Here is a 16,354-nt window from a genome sequence, read left to right on the forward strand (position 1 = left end):
CCGAGTCCGTCTAGGGTTCGGGTGCTGAGGCCGCCGGCAGGCTCTTGAGGAACGCCTCCAGCGCCGCGTTGAACGGCACCGGGCAGTCGAGCTGCACCGTGTGGCCACACCCCTCCAGTCCCACCAGCTTCGAGCCCGGGATGCGCGCGTGGCCGTATTCGAAGATGTCCCGCGGGAAGCCACCGTGCAGGAACGGGTTGGGAATCAGGCGGTCCGCTTCCCCGAAGAGGATGATGCTGGGGGCGGTGATGCGGTGGAGGTTGTCGCGCACGAAGTCGTCGTTGGCGAGCCCCCGCACCGAGCGCACGTTGGCATAGGCATACGCGTCGAACTCGGGCGACTTCGCCAGCCGCACGCGCTCCTCGATGAGCCACTCCAGCTCCGGCCGCCAGTGCTGGAAGTTGGCCTGCCGCACGCTGCCCCGGATGCCGTACTCGGGTGCGGACTTGATGAACTCCGTGCTCATCACCCGCGCGAACCAGTCCTTCTCCTTCTGGGAGAACTTCTCGAAGCCCGCGGGCGACACCAGCACCAGCCCCGAGGGCTCGTCCGGGTAGCGGATGGCGTACGACAGCGCCGTCTGCCCTCCCATGGAGTGGCCCACCAGGATGGGGTGCTCGACGCCCAGGCTCCGCGTCAGCTCACGCACCGCGTCCGCCATGGCCTCCATGGTGTACGGAAAGGAGCCGGGCTTGTCGGACTTGCCATACCCGGGCAGGTCCACCGCGATGACGTGGTAGCCCGCGCGCTGGAGCACGTCGAGCTGCGCGCTCCAGAACTTCAGGTAGCTGCCCAGGCCGTGGATGAGCACCACGGTGCGCGCGCCGGGCGCGGCGGGCAGCTCCACGTAGGCCATCTGGGGCACGCGCGCCATGCCGTAGGTGGCCGCCGTCTCGGGCAGGGCCACCCGCTTCAGCGGCCAGGGCTCCTTCGAGCCCGGCGACGCGTAGTCCAGGTCCTGGAACGCCAGCGGTGGCGCGCTGGCGTACGAGCGCACGCAGCCGGTGGAGGAACCCAGCCCCGCCACGAGCAGCAGGGCCTTGAGGGCGCGGAAGGGGCTCATGGTCAGAACGCGTACCAGGTGAAGGTGGTGAAGGCGGCGAAGGGGTTGTTCTTCACCGTCGTGGAGCCGTCATAGAAGGCGCCACGGAACAGGTAGCCGGCGTGCAGGCCTACCGTCATGAGGTAGCGGATGGTGTAGCGCACCTCCGCGTTCACCTCGGCGCCAATGAAGCGCCCGCGCCGCACGGCCGGGTCCCAGCGCGGCGGGCTCGCCCCCGAGTTGGCCAGACCCGTGGCCAGCTTGAGGTTGAGCGTGTTGGGGATGACGTCCCACGCCGCGCTCGCGATGCCGGTGCGCAGGCCGTAGCCCTGGTTGGAGATGTCCGTCACCGCGCCCGTGTAGTTGTTCACGGTGCTGGTGAAGGGGAACAGCAGCAGCATCTTGTGGTTGAACCACACCGAGCCGGGCAGGCCGTACTGGTTGAGCGTGAAGGCGCCCGTGTAGCGGCCGTCCTCCAGGTTGCTGTCGCCGGTGGAGAACATGCCCTCCAGCGTGACCAGGTCCGCCGGACCGCGGCCCCACTGGTAGAGCACCTCCAGGTTCGCGGACAGGCCGGAGATGTCCACCTTCTTGTTGAACGAGGTGTCCGCGCGGTCGCTCGTGTAGCTGCCACCGTTGTACATGACGAAGCCGGAGGCGGCGAGGCGCCCCGCGCGGAAGTCGATGTTGTGGTGGAAGTTCGCGCCCAGCCAGAAGACGTTGCCCGTGGGCCGCTCGATGTTGAAGCGCGGGGTACCGACGAACGGGCTGAGGCCCGTGGACGAAGGCCCGCTCTTCACGATGCCTTCGAAGGCGTACGCGTCCCCCTTCGTGTCATCGCGCAGGTACCAGGCGGACAGGCCGATGTTCGTCCCGGGCTGCACGGGGTAGGCGTAGTCCGCGGTGAGCAGGTAGATGAACTTCAGGCGCGGGTCATCCCGCGTCGCCTTGTCCGCCTGGGCGCTGCCCAGGGGCAGGAGGCTCAGTTTGGAGAGCCCCTTGTAGTTGCTGTAGAGCGACAGGCCCGTGGCGTCGCTGCCAATGAACGCCAGCTTGTAACCCGTGCGGACGATGTCGTTGAGCGGCGAGCGCGTCGGGTCGAAGATGGAGTCGTAGACCGGCTGCGTGCCGATGAGCAGCGTGAGCCGGGCCGGGTTGCGCGTGGGATAGACCGCGACGTTGACGTTCTTCGTCTGGATGTTGACCTGGTCCGCGTTGAAGCCGCCGCCCTCGTTCTGCTGCGAGGCATTGGCGGCGCGGCCCCAGAGGTAGTCCACCTCGAACTGGGCGCGGAAGGACGCCAGCCCGTCCGCGAAGGACGGGCTGTACTCCAGCACGGGGATCCAGCGCTGCTCCACGTAGAACGCCGAACGCCCCGGCTCCACGCGGACGGAGCTGCCGGACAGCGAGCCGATGGGCCCCAGCGACACGCCCTTGAGGCCCGCGGGGTCGCCCACGCTGTTGGTCACCGACAGGCGGGTGAAGAAGTAGTTGATGAGGACGAACTCGCGAGGCTTCGCGTCCTCCTCGCGGTCCTTCTCATCCAACCAGTCGCCGTAATAGAGGCCCGGCACCGTGGTGCCTTGCCCCGCCGCCGGCAGCGCCAGTCCCAGCACGAGCGCCACCGCGCCCAGGCGCGCCGCGCTCAACCACCCTCCCGACATAGACACCTCACCCTGATGGACCGCAGAGAGGGCGGTTCGCGCCCGCCGTGCGACTAGCCGCTGATGTCGTAGACCTGCACCGCGTTGCCGGTGAAGGCCACACCGGAGACGCTGACCGTCTTGGCCCCCACCGCGCCGTCGGCGCAGCGCCAACCCGTGGCCTTCGCCTCGAAGTAGAGCTCCATGGAGATCTTCTTCAGGTCCGAGGAGATGCTCACGCGGCCTTCCTGCTTGAAGCTGCCGTAGTCCACCAGGATCTCGAAGCAGCTGCCGCCCGCGGTGATGTTGGAGAGCGTGACCGCCTTGGAGTCGAACACCAGCGCGTTCTGCGCGGCGGCGTGATCACACGTGCCACCGGGCTTGCCGACACCGGGGGAGTTGCGGATGGTGCCGGGGATGCTGGAGACGTGGAAGTTGTTGCCGCCCACGCCAATGGAGACCTTCTGGAAGCACTGGCTGGCCGAACCCCAGTCGATGTCCTCGTCCAGCGACAGCGGGTGGCTGGGGATGTTGTCCCCCTCCATCACCAGCGTCTTGCCCTCCAGGAAGGCCAGGATGTTCGACTGGCTGTCCAGCTTGGGCGCGTTGTCCACGGGATCCTGCGTCTCTTCCTCCCCACAACCCGTGAGGCCCAACGCGCACAGCAGCATCGCGGACGGAAGCGTCTTCTTCATGCGGGTGACTCCTGGTTCGGGCGCACGGGGGAGATGAAGCCCGATTCATGTTTCAGCTACGGGTAGCACCCGCCTGACAGCCTTGTCAAAAGACAGACGATGGCTTGATGCGTCAGGACGCCTCGGGCGCCCGGCCCGGGACCCGGGCCGGGGACTGCTCACTCCTCCTGGAGGATGAGCAGGCCCCGGTTCGTGTCCACCACGTAGATGAACCCGTCCCCGGGCACGCGGATACCAATGGCGTTCGAGAAGAACTCGGAGCCCGTCCGGGTCGGCGGGGTGTCCCGGTACGTGTTGAAGTACGCCACCTCGCGCGGCCGGGGCGGCACGGACACGTCCAGCACGCGCACGCCCTCCTGGTAGTACGCGATGTAGAGCTTCGTGCCCACCAGCACCATGTTGTGGATGGAGAACTCGGGACGCAGCGCGTACCGGCCGATGAGCCGCATGTTCGCGGGGTCGGTGACGTCCAGCACGCGCAGGTGCGCATTCACCTGCTCGCCGCCCTCGAACGCGATGGTGCGTCCCGCGAAGGTGCCCACCGCGTTCGCGTGGCTGAACGCGTCGCCATAGGCGTAGCGCCCCAGCTCCCGCACGCGCGTCGGGTCACTCACGTCGAAGGCGATGTAACCCTCGGTGGTGTGGTTGACGTAGAGGTTGTCGCCGTACGCGAAGGCGTCGTGCACGCCCCCGAAGCTCTCGTCCGGAATCGAGATGCGCTCCAGCAGCCGCGGCGAAAGCGCCGAGCTCACGTCGAACATGAGCGTCTGGCTGGAGGACGATGGCGCCATGCCGTAGAGCCGATCTCCGCGCACGTGCACGGTGTGCACGTTGAGGGCGCCGCCGGGCAGCGCGCGCACGTACTGCGGATCCGCCGGGTTCGTGATGTCGTAGACGATGACGCCGGAGTCGGCGCTGGCGATGTAGAGCGCGTCGTCCTTCGCCCAGGCGCCATTCCAGTAGGTATCCCCCTCCAACTGGATTCGCTTCTTGAGCACCGGGTGGGCGGGATCCTTCACGTCGTAGACAGCGAGGCCTCCGTCCCCGGTGTTGTCGCCAATGGCCACCACGTACGCGTGGCCCTTCGTGACGTAGATGTCCACCGGGAAGGCCAGTGGGACGGCGGACTCGGAGACGAGCTTCAGGCCCGAGGACTCCCCTTCGCCCCGTCCCCATCCGGGGCGCAGCGCCGTGAAGCTGCCCTTGGACGTTACCCGTCCCTCGGGATTGCACCACGCGTAGCAACCGTTGACGCGGTCCGGCTCCGGCCGCGTGCAGCCGGCGAAGATGCGGTTGCGGAAGGAGGGGGTGGGAAGCGAGCTCCGGACCTGCGTTCCGAAGAAGAACTCCCCGTTCCCTACGTCCTGGAAGAGCAGCGGATTGCCATCGCTCTGGCCCAGCCCGCCATCCGAAGACAGCCGCAGCGTGAAGTTGAGCTGAAGAGGACTGATGGTGGACCGCATGCGCACCTCGTACGCGCCCGAAGTCTCCAGGCCGTCGAGCGCCCCGGATGGACACATGGACCGGTCGAACAGGGCCAGGTCCGCGCACGGCTCGCTTTGCCAGGGCCCCCGGAAAGCACTTGTCCCAGGCAACCATTGGGGCGTTGAGTGGCGACGGCCCGGAGCCGCCATCCACCCTGAGGGGTGGCCCATCGCGCGGTGCACCTCCAGAGTGCGACTGGGGTGCATTCCATTCAAGCTGAGCCCTGATGTAGATGGCCAGACGCAAGAAGGGAAGGGGGCCCGGGGGCGCTGGGGATTTATGCGCGCTCCTCGAAACCTTCTCGCGCACGGACGCACCGTGGGGTTGTCAGGTCCTCTCGCTGCCGCACGACGGTGGCGGCGCCTTGTAAACAACGAGGAGCCGCGCCATGGGGCATCGCATCGACAGAACCGCCGAGTTGTTCGAAGCCGTCCACTACAACACCAAGACGACTCCGGAGCTACGTGAAGCCCTTCAGAAGAAGGCCCGGGAACTCGTTGCGAGAGTCGAGGAGCGCGAAGGGCGCCTGAAGCGCATTCGCGAGGAGTACCAGATTGATGCCGAGCGGCTGGCGGCCCTGGTCATCCAGTACCAGAACAGGGACTCCAACTTCGTGTCCTACCAGTCCCAGAACGGCGCATCACCCGCTTCCATCGTGCCCGCGGGCGTCATCGCCAACCTCATCAGTGAGAGCGAGATGATCGACTCGGAGCGGGGGCAGATTCGCAAGGTGGAGCTGGTCCTGCGCAACCTTCCCGACACGGAGCTCTACCACGAGCCTCGGACCGGCGCGGTCAGGAGCAGGCAACCGCTGCACCAGCTCACGGATGACGAGCTCGAGTACCTCGGGTTCTGATCCGCCCCCGCGTCAGTCCCTGCGCATGTCGAGGTGCGGGATGCCGTCCTCGTCGTAGATGTCGCTCACGGCCACGAAGCCGAAGCCCTCGTAGAAGCGCTGCAGGTAGGCCTGCGCCCCGATGCGCACGGGCGCGCCAGGAAAGCGCTCGGAAAGGAATCGCAGGCCGCGCTCGACCAGGTCGCGGCCCTGCCGCTGCCCGCGCAGCGCCGGCGCGGTGACGACGCGGCCGAGGCTCGCCTCAGGGAACTTGAGGCCGGGTGGCAGTGCGCGCAGGTAGGCACCCAACTGCCCCGTGCCCGGGAGCCTCCCGAGCAGGTGGAAGCACGCAGCGTCCAGGCCGTCCGCATCGACATAGATGCTCTTCTGCTCCACCACGAAGACTTCGGAGCGCAGCGCGAGCAGCCGGTACAGCTCCTCGAGCGTGAGCTCGTTGAAGCGCTTCCACTGCCAGTCGAGAGGAGAGGGGACCATGGTGTCCGGTCACCTTAGCGGCCGTGTCGCCGCTGGCCAACGCCATCGTTGCAACCGACGAACTCATCAACAACTGGGCGTTCTCCATCATCTTCTGAGCCGGCGGAGCGCGTGGGCCCCGTGATGGCGGTGGGGTGACGTCTGGATTTGCTCAGCAGGACGACCGGAGTCCGACGAAGGGCGTCACTGCTTGTTGTGCTTTACTCAAGGCCTGTAGGGCCCTCATCAGGAAGCATTGCTGAGCCGCGCTCCATCCCGGGGTTCGTAGGCGGCCTCCCATGGGTGTAACCTGGGAGGCCATGTGTACTTTCTGTGATCTGGGGATCTGCCATGATCCGGCGCATCGAAGTGGGGCCCTGATCGGCCAGTGGGTTCGTGACTCGTGCCGCTTGTGCGTGCTCGGTGTCTGCGCGGAGCATGGGCCCCAGGGGCCGGACGTGGGGGAGACGCCCATCCCCCTGTTCGACATCCGGAGGTCCCGCCCGTCCGTCAGCAGCACGCCTTCGCCGGGTGTCCAGGCCCCCCGTCGCGGCATCCTGGCCATGCCCACGGTGTCGCCGGTCGCGCGGATGCACCGGAATCCCGATCAGGTCCAGGAGGCCCTGCTCATCTCGGGCATTCTCGGCTCGCCCATGGGGGTGACGCACGCGATCCCGAAGAACATCCATCGCTTCTGGACCGGCGGCCCCATGCGCCCGGCGGTGGTCGATGCGCTGATCTCCGATGGCGCCCGGGCGAAGCAGGCGGGATGGAAGTGCTACCTCTGGTTCTCCGCCGAGGTCGAGCGGGTGCTGGACAGCCACCTCGAAGGGGAGATCGACAAGACCAAGGGCGTCTTCCTCTTCTCCAAGCGGCCTCCGATGCCCGTGGACAAGCGCCCCCTGCGCGCCAACCAGCGTCGCCGCCTGGAGCAGGCGGGCTATCGGGTGCTCCCCATCGAGAAGCTCGACAACGGCGGGTGGTTGTCAAAGCTCTCAGCCAGGGCGGGAAGCTCCGCGCTGTCTGGCAATTGGGATGACGTCAAATACTTCTCGGACCTGGCGCGGCTGCTGTATCTCAACTTCGTCGGGGGCATCCACATGGATGTCGACATCGCGCTGGGCGACATCGACCTCACGCAGCAGTATTTCCACAACGACCCGGCGGGACATGTCCCGCTCATGGGCAGCCTGCTGCGCGACCAGTCCGACCCGATGATTCCGAGGCTCCGCTACCTCAAGCGGGTCCGCCAGCAGCCCATGCTCACTCAAGAGGAGTACGACGAGTACATGGAGGCCCTGCGCACGCTGGTGGACAAGGCGATGTACGCCGCGGGCATGTTGAACGCGTTGATCGCATCGCGCCCGAACACCCCCCATCTCCAGGACACCATCGAAGAGTTCCGGAAGGCCATCGACAAGTACGACGGCTTCCTCAGCGGAATGTCACTCTCCCGCACCCTGCTCTTCGGAAAGACGAAGGAGGGCAATCTGGACCAGGCCCTGAAATGGACGGTTCCGCCGTACCTCGTGCGCCTGGATCCAGACACCGACGAAAGCAATCTCTGACGGCGGCGGTGTCAGGCCCCGCCCCCTGGCCGTCAGACGACGCTCGGCCGTGGCCCACGATAGACGGTGTCCACCCCGGCCGCGGCCAGCCGGGCGCTCAGCTCCGCGGCGGTGCCCTTCTCCGCCCGGAGCCAGGCCAGCTCCGGAGGCATCAGCACGGTCACCGTCCCCAGGCGCGCCTCGCCCGCGGGCAGGGTGAAGTTCGCCGGCAGCGTGGGCGTGGGCCGGCCCACCAGCACGCCCACCTCGCCCTCCGGCGTGCACACCTCCGGGGGGAGCTGGGGCTCCTGCGCCATGAACGCGTCCACGTCCTGGTGCAGTCCGCAGATGGCCACCGCGTCCGCCACGCCCATCACCAGCCGCTCGGGCCAGGACTTCAGCTCGTGGAACCCCTCGTCCTCCACCAGCGGCGCCTCCACCTCCAGGGCCAGCTCCACCCCCAGCCCCGTGGAGCGCACGGTCTCGTGGTAGTAGGTGGTCGTCAGCCCCAGGGTGACCAGCAGCGTGCGCCCCCCGGGCCGCCGCAAGCGCATCAGCTGCCGCATGTTGGGCCAGTACGGACTGTGCGAGAGCGTGTCGTCCATCTCGCCCGCTTCCCCCAGCCCGCGAACGAAGGCCTCGCGCGCGTCCTGCGTCGTGGAGAACAGCGTGGCGAACCGCTCGGCTTCGTGCGGATCGGCCGTCAGGCTCTCGCCCTCCGCCCACTCGAAGTGCATCCCCGTCCCGCCCACGCTGGACAGGGCCCGCATCACCGGCTCGGTGACGATGAGCGCGCGGGGCCAGCCCCACGGCCGGAACACCCGCGCCCCTCCCGCCTGCCCGGGGTCGACGCGCAGGCCGCTGATCCACGCATAGGTGCCCATCCGCTCCGGGGTTCCGCCGTTGTCCGGCGACCAGCGCAGCACGCGGGTGGAAAGCTCGTCGTTGATGCAGTGCACGACGCGCTTCACATGGACGAGGAAGACAGGCTCCGTTTCCCCCTCCACCGTCACGGGGAACAGCGCCACGTCCTCCGGGGCATGCTCGCGCAGCACCGCCGCCACCCGCGCGGAGACGAGCGGCACCGCCTCATCCACCAGCAGGTAGTCGCGGGCCGCACCGGGCCTGCGCCACGCCAGCCGTGGCATCTCCGCCAACGTCACCGGTGCCTCCTCCAGGAAGGGCTTCAGGTCCAGGGCTGTCCCCGCCGCAATGCTCGGCAGGGCCGGCAGCCGGTAATGGCCCGCCCTCAGGTCCTCGGTGAGCGTGTAGAAGCAGGGCTTGGGAGGAGGCGGCGGCTCCGGAGGAATCTCCTGGAGGACGTCGGGGGGAGGACTCAGCACCGGGGCGCGCCGGGTGCGGCTGAGGTGGCCATGGCCCGCCTGCCGCAGGTGCTCCAGCAGGTACGGGCCCCGCTTCTCCGCCTGGAGCCAGTCATGCTCCGGCCCCAGCAGGGCCTGGACCATCACCAGCCGGACCTCGCCCGAAGGCAGGGGCATGCGCTCCGGCAGGTCCTCCGCCTTCACGCCCACCACCAGACCCTGTCCCATGTAGATGTCTCGCAGGGACTCGGGGAAGGAGCCCGGGCCCAGCGTGACGCTGACGGGCCGCTTCTCCAGGGTCTCCCGTCGCTGTGCATCCTCCAGCAGCACCTCCGCCGCGCCCTCCAGGGCCCGGGCTGGCCAGGTGGCTTCGTACTCGTCCTCCAATGGCGGTTCGTCGGTCTCCAGCGCCAGCTCCATCCCCAGGCCGCCGCTCTCGGTGCCGGGCTGCGGCGAGGACAGCCCGTCCGTCACGAACAGCGTGCGGCCGCCGGGTCGCTGGAGGCGGAGGATCCGGTGGCGTCCGCGCGGCCATTGGGGATCCGCCTCGCCCATCCCGGGGACCGGCTCCAGGTTCGTGCCCAGCCCTCGCAGGAACGCCTCGCGCTCCGCGTCCGAGCGCCGCCACGCCTCCCGGGACCGCGCTGCCTGCTCGCGCGTCCGAGCGTCCAGGGTGCGCACGTCGGAGACGTCCTCGAAGCGGACGCCCGTGAACCCCTCGCGGGCCAGGGCCTCTTGGACCTCGCCCCGGACGATGATCCATTGGCGTTTGCCCTCCAGGCGGAACACCCGCGCGTCACCCGCCCGCGCCGCGTCCAGCCGCGCCCCCAGCAGGAGCCAGTGCTCCTCGCCCGTGGGGTTGCCGTCGCGCGACCCGAACCAGTCCGGCCGCGATTGGACCTCCTCGCAGTGCTCCAGGTCCAGACACGACACGGTCCGCAGCACGTTCAGCAGGAACCAGGTCCCGGCCTGGCCTTCAATCTCCGCGGGGACGAGCTGCACGTCCGCCGGCGCCAGCTCGCGCAGCACCCGGGCCACGCGCGCGTCCACCAGCGCGTTTCCCCTCCAAAGGGGGAAGAACGCCGGCGCAACTCCCGGCGCCCGGACCTGGAACCGAGCACCCGAGCTCTTGAAGACGCCGACCCCGAGGAACGCATCGGTGTCCAGGCGCTCACCCTCCAGCGTGAGCGCGCTGCTCAGTTGCCAGGCGCCAGGAACCTCCTCCACCACGAGCCGCAGATGCCTTGCCGTCATGAATCGCATCCTTTCAGAGACGTCCGACGGACCAGGAGCCCACGGGCACGGTGGCCGCGATGCTCCCGTGAAGAACCGTTTCCGGCTCCGGACTCCGCTTACAGGATCTCTTCGAAGGCGCTCTTCCAGCTGTAGCTCCCGGACTCCTTGCCCGTGATGGAGGTGTTCGCCGGGTCGATGTAGATGGTCAGCACGCCGCCGTTGAGCGACGTCTTGGTCCCTTCCGTCGACAGCCGGCAGACCGTCTTCTTGACGGCCTCCTTCACCGCCTCCTTGCCATCCGCGGTGCCGCAGACTTCGACCAGGGTGCCCACGGCCATCTGGCACGCGCTCTGGGTCCGATCCTTCATCGGGTCGAAGGCGGGGTAGCTCGTCTTCTCGTAGCTGCTCTTCAGGGCCGAGCCACAAGCCTTGTTGACCGCATCCTCCTTCTTCTTCAGCTCCGCGTCATAGGTGGCCCAGCCGTTCTTCTGGGCCACGGTGAGCCGCTGGGGCTTCGAGTTGGACTCGTCGGCGATGGCGAGCGAGGCGAACAGGCAGAGACACACGGACGAAATCCGGAACATGAAGGCTCCTGGTAGAGGCGGGACGCGGGAACGCGGACCGCCGTTCCCCCAGGGAAGGGCCGCCGGGACTACTTTTGCATTCATTTTCGAAAAAGCCGTGCGCTCGCCCGGCGACGCCTGCCCCTTGGCGAAAACGGCCTTCGCCTGGGCGAGCCGCTCCCGCTCCTAAGTGGCTCCATCAAGTGGGGGACAGAGCCGAAACCGGAAGAGTGGAGTGATCCGCCTGCGGCATGGGCGAGGCTGGAATTGCGCCAGGAGTGCACGCTGCGGCTGGATGGGGCCGGGTTGCCGCGCGGGAGTTTCGGGCTGCTACTCCGATACGCAGAGCGGTTTCCTCTGGCGTCACGCGGATGCTGCTGAAGAGGGACCGTGAACCGCCCGGTCGAAGGTCGCGCCAGTTCCGTACTGCATCCGGTCCTAGGTCTCGCGCTTGCTCGGTCCATATGGAGCCGCCACGAGTCCCTCCTCCATGATGTAATGGGGAGGAATGCGGGGGATGAATGCTAGTGGCGGAATGGCCGGAAGCTCAATACCCCAACAGGGTGATGGTCTTGCACGTCAAGGACGCGATACGTCACCGAGGGACGGACGGACAGCTCTCCTGGCAGGCCTGTGAACCCAGATAACTGTGCCCCCCTTCCGCGCTGGTCCATGGATGCGGACCGGCTGTGCATTGCGTTGACCCTCTTGCCTCCCAAGTTGGCCGAACGGGTCCGGTTACGAAGGAATGACTGGAACGCCAAGGGGTGGCTTGACGGTCAGCGGCTGTGCTTCAGCCGGCAGCAATGGCTTGCGCTGGGCCGTCCTGGGGAGGGGGGCTTCGACGCGGAGGAGCGTGAATACGCACGTGAGGAATGGGCTTCGACGCAGCACCTTCTGATGGACCTGCTGGGAATTCATCAGCAATCCCTCCGCTGGGAGGTCGTGGGAATCCCAGGAGGCGCCGGTGCCCGTTACAAGGTCCGCGTCGACGGCGAGCCCATCTCCGCCACGGAACAGCCCTTTCCCTGGACGGTCAGCCCGCCTGAAGGAACTGCGCTCCCTCTGACGCCCACGGCAGCTTGGGCATGCTCCGAGGCTCACCGCGCGACACATGCCTCGACGCAGGAGCAACTGTCCGTGGTCGTCCGGCTGCGAGGCGTGCTGGAGGATATATCAGGACTGCTTGGAAACCGCATCCCGTTCGCGCCCACTGGCTTTCTCAAGACCTTCGAGCCTCGCTCTGTGAGTCGTTTGGGATTGCGATGGGAGCATGACGACGACCTTACGGAGGTTGTCTCCCTTCGCCCCTACGCCGTCTTCGCGGATGGGACGCGCGCGGACTTCCCCCTGTCTTCGGTACGACCCGGCGGCATCGCGGGAGAAGACGCTCGGCGCCCCCTTCTGCTTCCTGAACACACCGATGAGGTACTGGCCAGGGCCCGTCCCCTTCAGCGACGCCTCGTAGCCGACGTCACGCGCGAGATGGCGGACCCGTCGCATCTCATCCCGGAGGGGCGAGACCTCGACGCGAGCCTCGAACTCTCGGAGTACTCGCCCCGGGTGGCGGGCTTCGAGCTCCTCCGGGGACGCCAGCCGGGCGAAGGCCGCGACGCCACCGGGTTGGCGTGGTTCGAATCGTTCTCTTCCTCCGAGTCCTTCTCCCTGACCCTCCACGTCGACGATACGGACAAGCGCCTCCAATTGAACTCACGGGAGGATGCGCTGGAACTCTTGAGCCGGAACGATGCGGCGCTGGCCAGCGCCACCCTCATGCCCCTGAACGTGGGCGGACAGCAGGTGTCCCCAAGTGAGGCGCTGGGGCGTCAGCTCAGGATCGCGCTCGGACTTTCAGCACCTGCCGAGGAGATGGATGAGGAGGCGCCCGACGACGGCTCCCGACCTGGGGGCCGCCTCGGAGCCATCGTCCGCGAAGTGGAAGCTCCGTCGCTCGCGGAGCCACGGGCGGACGACGCACCACCCGTGCCATGGGAAATGCTGGAGCAGGCCTTCCGTCCAGGCGTGTCTCTCAAGACGCATCAGAAGGAAGGACTCGCGTGGCTGTGGCGCCATGCTGTTTCTGGAAGCCCCGGTGTCCTGCTCGCGGATGACATGGGCCTGGGCAAGACATTGCAGGTCGCGTGCTTCCTGTCCTTGCGCCGGCTCATGGCGGGAAGCAACGCCCGGCCTCTGTTGGTGGTCTGTCCCACCATTCTGTTGGACAACTGGAAGCAGGAGCTGAAACGCTTCTTCCGGGAAGACCTCTGGCAGTCCGCATTCATCCTCCACGGGAATGAACTCCGGGCCGTGAAGCACGGGGACGGACTCAATACCGACTTCCTCTCGCGGCGGACGCTGATCATCACCAACTACGAAACGCTGGGGGCCTATCAGCGCTCGCTGTTGAAGGTGGACTTCGACGTCGTCGTCTTCGACGAGGCCCATCTGCTCAAGAACCCGGACACCCTGCGCTCACGTGCGGCCCGGGCCCTCAAGCGCAACTTCGCCGTCGCGCTGACGGGCACGCCGGTGGAGAACGAGTTGTTCGACGTCTGGGCCCTCTACGACGCCATCCAGTGTCGTGCGCCCCGGGTCTTCGGACCTCGTGCCGCCTTCCGGGAGGAACATGCCGGTGAGCATGGCGCAGCCACCCTGCGGAGGCGGCTGAAGTATCCGTCCAGGGACAGCACGCTGATGCGCCGGGAGAAGGCAGAGGCGCTCAAGGACCTGCCGGAGAAGCGGTATCACAGTCACCCGGTAGAGATGACGACGCTCCAGGAGGAGCAGGAGCGGCTCATTGCCCGGCAGGCGCCGAAGCGTGGCGCGCTCTGGGCACTCTCCGCGCTTCAGAAGCTGTATCAGCACCCGGCGCTTCTGGCGGACTCACGCGGGCTCGCCGCTGCCACCGCTCTTCAGGAGAGCCCCAAGACCCGTCTTTGCCTGGAATTGCTCGCCCGGGTGGAGGCCGCGTCAAGCGGCGTGCACGCGGAGAAGGCCCTGGTCTTCGTCCTCTCCCGCGCAATGCAGGAGCTGCTGTCGAGCCTCATCAAGGAACGGTTCCGCCTGTCGGAGGTCCCCATCATCAACGGGGAGCCTGAGAGCCGACGTTCCGCCCTCGAATCCATTGACGCGTTTTCCCAGGCGAAGGGCTTTCAGGTCCTCCTGCTGAGTCCGCTGGCCGCGGGCGCGGGGCTCAACATCGTCGCGGCCAACCACGTCATCCATTACGGGCGCTGGTGGAATCCCGCCAAGGAGGACCAGGCCACGGACCGGGCCCACCGCATCGGGCAGGTCCGGCCCGTGCACGTCCACTATCCGCTGCTGCACCGGCAGGGACGTCCCGAGGCTGGCTTCGACATGCGGCTCCACGAGCTCGTGGAGCGCAAGCGTTCGCTGGCACGCGATTTCCTCGCGCCCATTCCGGATGAGGCACGGCAGTACTCAGGTGTGTTTCAAGAGGGGGAAGGCTGAGCCATGTCCATCATCATGCATGCCTTGCAGGACGAGTCCCTGCGCATTCCGCTGCTCATCATCGTGCTGTTGGCGCTCCTGTCCCTGGTCGCGGTGGCCGTGCGCGGGTGGCGTTTGCTCCAGGCCATCCAGACGCTGGAGCAGAAGCTGGAGCAGTTGCTGACGGGGCGTCTCCAGGAGCCGGGTAGCCGCGACGAAAGTCGCGCCCTGTGGCGGGCCGTGCGCGAACAACTCGTCTTCCCTCCCGGGAAGCAAGAGGTCCCAGGACCCGTCCTCATGCGTTCGTCGCCGTCACGAGAACTGCGTGAGACCTGCCGCGCGCTGTTCCGCCACTCCCTGGGGCATGGAATTGGCCGGAACCTGACGGGCATCGCGCTGGTGATGACCTTCGGCCTGCTGGGCGTCGTGTTAGTGGGCCCCGTCCAGGAGGCGCTCACGAGCACGGGGGGCGGCGGCCAGTCCCAATCGGACCTGCTCTCCCAGGCCATCGGGAAGATGGGGGCCAAGTTTTTCATCTCCGCGACGGGGCTGGTGGGCACGCTGCTCTTCCAGATGGTTGCCTTCTCCCTCGAACGCAGGCTCCTGGGGCAGTTGGATGCGATGCGCCTGGGCTTCGAGAAGTACACGAGGACCCTCGACGCGCACGAAATCGCCCTGGCCTCGGCGCGTGGGGAGTCCCTGGGCTCGCTGAAGGCAGAACTGGTCCAGACCCGGAGGGAACTCGCCGAACAACTTTCACAGCTCGAAAGCGTGAATGTCTCGATCCAGGGGATCGGCACGGAGGTCCAGGCCCACTTCGGGAAGATGATGAAGGAGGAGGTTGGGGACGTCATCACGCGGCAGTTGAGCGCGGTGGAAAAGGCAGTGCGCGACATCGCCACGGACCTCCAGCGCTCCATCTCCACGAACTTCACCGCGTCGCTGCAATTGGAGATGGCGAGCATCAAGGCGCACCTGGACGGTATCCAGCAGGCGCTGGTTGGGCAGCAGGAACACGACCTGGGACGAATCCTTGAACAGCTGCGCGACACGGTGTCAGGCGGGTTCCACACCCAGTCCCAGGACATGGCCCGGCAGATGGCGGGGCTTGTGGCGGTCCTCCCTCAGTTGGAGAAACAACTCGAGGCGATGACGCAGATGCTGGGCAGCCAGGCTCGGCAGTGGGGCAGCGAGAACCAGCGCGCCGTGGAGGCCCTGGGCGAGAAGGTGTCAGAATTGGTGGGGAGTTTCGACGGTGTTCGGGACAACATGGAGAAGGCGGTCGCGCAGGTGCTGAGGAGTACCGCCACCGCCTCCGTCGACCTGGGACGGCAGAACCAGCAGGTCATCGACCAGTTGGTAGGCAGCGTCTCGAACATCGTGGACCGCTTCCAGGAGGTGCTCACGCAAATGGGTGCCAGTTCCGACCAGATGGTGCGCGCTGCTGCGACGGTGTCCCGAGACATGCACTTGAGCGCAGCGGATCAGTCCAACGCTCTGCACAGCCAACTGGAAGAGCTTCGGAATCTGTCCAGGTCCGACGTGGGCCACTTCCAGGCCCGTGCCGCGGAGTTCGCCAGTGCCATGAAGGAATCGCAGGACAGCCTGCGCGTCGTGACAAAGCAGCTCAACGAGACCGTGGACAAGCTGGCGACCGCGTCACGAAGCGCTGGTGAGACCCATCACAAGGCGGGGGCGGTCTCCGAGAAGATGGAGGGCGTTGCGCAACGGCTCATCGACACCGCCCGATCCTTCCACCAGTTGTCCCAGGATCGTCTGGGGGTGGTGAAACAGGAGGAGACGCTCCTGAACGCCCAGCGCGAGGCCCTCGAGCGCGTGACGCCGGTGCTCAACGGCTTGACGCGGACCTATGAGGAATCCGTCAGCAAGCAGGTCCAATTGCTAAGCAGCCAATGGACGCAGGTCGTGAGCAAGGTCGATTCCGCGCTAAACCGTTCCTCGAACGAGTTCTTCCAGGGCGTCGAGGAGTTGTCCGACGCAGTGAATCAGCTCAAGGATTCATTGAAACAGCAGGTGCGGCGGTGAGCCAGGGAGGAGAAGG

Annotated in this window: 11 protein-coding genes; 4 read left to right on the forward strand and 7 right to left on the reverse strand. The window is 67.1% G+C overall.

Annotated features, from left to right (window positions below):
* Positions 1–10: 10 nt before the first annotated feature.
* The 4 genes from ACX114_RS14360 to ACX114_RS14375 all read right to left on the reverse strand — a co-directional run bounded on the left by ACX114_RS14360 (position 11) and on the right by ACX114_RS14375 (position 4,843).
* Positions 11–1,063 carry an alpha/beta fold hydrolase gene (locus ACX114_RS14360; RefSeq protein ID WP_459298504.1) on the reverse strand — a complete coding sequence of 351 codons (1,053 nt, stop codon included), beginning with the start codon at positions 1,061–1,063 and terminating at the stop codon, positions 11–13.
* Positions 1,064–1,065: 2 nt separating this feature from the next.
* Positions 1,066–2,706, reverse strand: a complete 1,641-nt coding sequence (locus ACX114_RS14365) for a hypothetical protein (RefSeq protein WP_459298506.1) — start codon at positions 2,704–2,706, stop codon at positions 1,066–1,068.
* 53 nt (positions 2,707–2,759) lie between these two features.
* Entirely contained in the window at positions 2,760–3,380 is a 621-nt protein-coding gene (locus ACX114_RS14370; RefSeq protein WP_459298508.1) for a hypothetical protein, read from the reverse strand.
* A 158-nt stretch (positions 3,381–3,538) separates the two neighbouring features.
* A complete protein-coding gene (locus ACX114_RS14375) occupies positions 3,539–4,843 on the reverse strand; it encodes an LVIVD repeat-containing protein (RefSeq protein ID WP_459298510.1) in 1,305 nt (434 codons plus the stop codon).
* Between the two features lie 410 nt (positions 4,844–5,253).
* On the opposite strand from ACX114_RS14375, the gene ACX114_RS14380 reads away from it, so the two are divergent.
* Positions 5,254–5,721, forward strand: a complete 468-nt coding sequence (locus tag ACX114_RS14380) for a hypothetical protein (RefSeq protein ID WP_459298512.1) — start codon at positions 5,254–5,256, stop codon at positions 5,719–5,721.
* Between the two features lie 12 nt (positions 5,722–5,733).
* On the opposite strand, the gene ACX114_RS14385 is transcribed toward ACX114_RS14380, so the two are convergent.
* A complete protein-coding gene (locus tag ACX114_RS14385; RefSeq protein WP_459298514.1) occupies positions 5,734–6,195 on the reverse strand; it encodes a GNAT family N-acetyltransferase in 462 nt (153 codons plus the stop codon).
* A gap of 389 nt (positions 6,196–6,584) precedes the next feature.
* Here ACX114_RS14385 and ACX114_RS14390 point away from each other — a divergent pair, with 389 nt between their 5' ends.
* Entirely contained in the window at positions 6,585–7,742 is a 1,158-nt protein-coding gene (locus ACX114_RS14390) for a hypothetical protein (RefSeq protein WP_459298516.1), read from the forward strand.
* Positions 7,743–7,774: 32 nt separating this feature from the next.
* Here ACX114_RS14390 and ACX114_RS14395 read toward each other — a convergent pair whose 3' ends face one another.
* Positions 7,775–10,297: an imm11 family protein gene (locus ACX114_RS14395; RefSeq protein WP_459298518.1), complete on the reverse strand. Its 2,523-nt coding sequence runs from the start codon at positions 10,295–10,297 to the stop codon at positions 7,775–7,777.
* A gap of 98 nt (positions 10,298–10,395) precedes the next feature.
* A complete protein-coding gene (locus tag ACX114_RS14400; protein ID WP_459298520.1) occupies positions 10,396–10,863 on the reverse strand; it encodes a hypothetical protein in 468 nt (155 codons plus the stop codon).
* Between the two features lie 651 nt (positions 10,864–11,514).
* On the opposite strand from ACX114_RS14400, the gene ACX114_RS14405 reads away from it, so the two are divergent.
* Both ACX114_RS14405 and ACX114_RS14410 read left to right on the forward strand, forming a co-directional pair.
* Positions 11,515–14,313: a DEAD/DEAH box helicase gene (locus tag ACX114_RS14405; RefSeq protein ID WP_459298522.1), complete on the forward strand. Its 2,799-nt coding sequence runs from the start codon at positions 11,515–11,517 to the stop codon at positions 14,311–14,313.
* A 114-nt stretch (positions 14,314–14,427) separates the two neighbouring features.
* Positions 14,428–16,338: a hypothetical protein gene (locus tag ACX114_RS14410; RefSeq protein ID WP_459298524.1), complete on the forward strand. Its 1,911-nt coding sequence runs from the start codon at positions 14,428–14,430 to the stop codon at positions 16,336–16,338.
* The last annotated feature ends 16 nt before the right edge of the window (positions 16,339–16,354 follow it).

The sequence above is a fragment of the Corallococcus sp. M7 genome (genome assembly GCF_054512695.1).

What these genes read in the sequence shown, in the direction of transcription:
- ACX114_RS14360 (WP_459298504.1), bottom strand. Translation starts at nt 1,063, where the DNA reads ATGAGCCCCTTCCGCGCCCTCAAGGCCCTGCTGCTCGTGGCGGGGCTG.
- ACX114_RS14365 (WP_459298506.1), bottom strand. Translation starts at nt 2,706, where the DNA reads ATGTCGGGAGGGTGGTTGAGCGCGGCGCGCCTGGGCGCGGTGGCGCTC.
- ACX114_RS14370 (WP_459298508.1), bottom strand. Translation starts at nt 3,380, where the DNA reads ATGAAGAAGACGCTTCCGTCCGCGATGCTGCTGTGCGCGTTGGGCCTC.
- ACX114_RS14375 (WP_459298510.1), bottom strand. Translation starts at nt 4,843, where the DNA reads ATGCGGTCCACCATCAGTCCTCTTCAGCTCAACTTCACGCTGCGGCTG.
- ACX114_RS14380 (WP_459298512.1), top strand. Translation starts at nt 5,254, where the DNA reads ATGGGGCATCGCATCGACAGAACCGCCGAGTTGTTCGAAGCCGTCCAC.
- ACX114_RS14385 (WP_459298514.1), bottom strand. Translation starts at nt 6,195, where the DNA reads ATGGTCCCCTCTCCTCTCGACTGGCAGTGGAAGCGCTTCAACGAGCTC.
- ACX114_RS14395 (WP_459298518.1), bottom strand. Translation starts at nt 10,297, where the DNA reads ATGACGGCAAGGCATCTGCGGCTCGTGGTGGAGGAGGTTCCTGGCGCC.
- ACX114_RS14400 (WP_459298520.1), bottom strand. Translation starts at nt 10,863, where the DNA reads ATGTTCCGGATTTCGTCCGTGTGTCTCTGCCTGTTCGCCTCGCTCGCC.
- ACX114_RS14405 (WP_459298522.1), top strand. Translation starts at nt 11,515, where the DNA reads ATGGATGCGGACCGGCTGTGCATTGCGTTGACCCTCTTGCCTCCCAAG.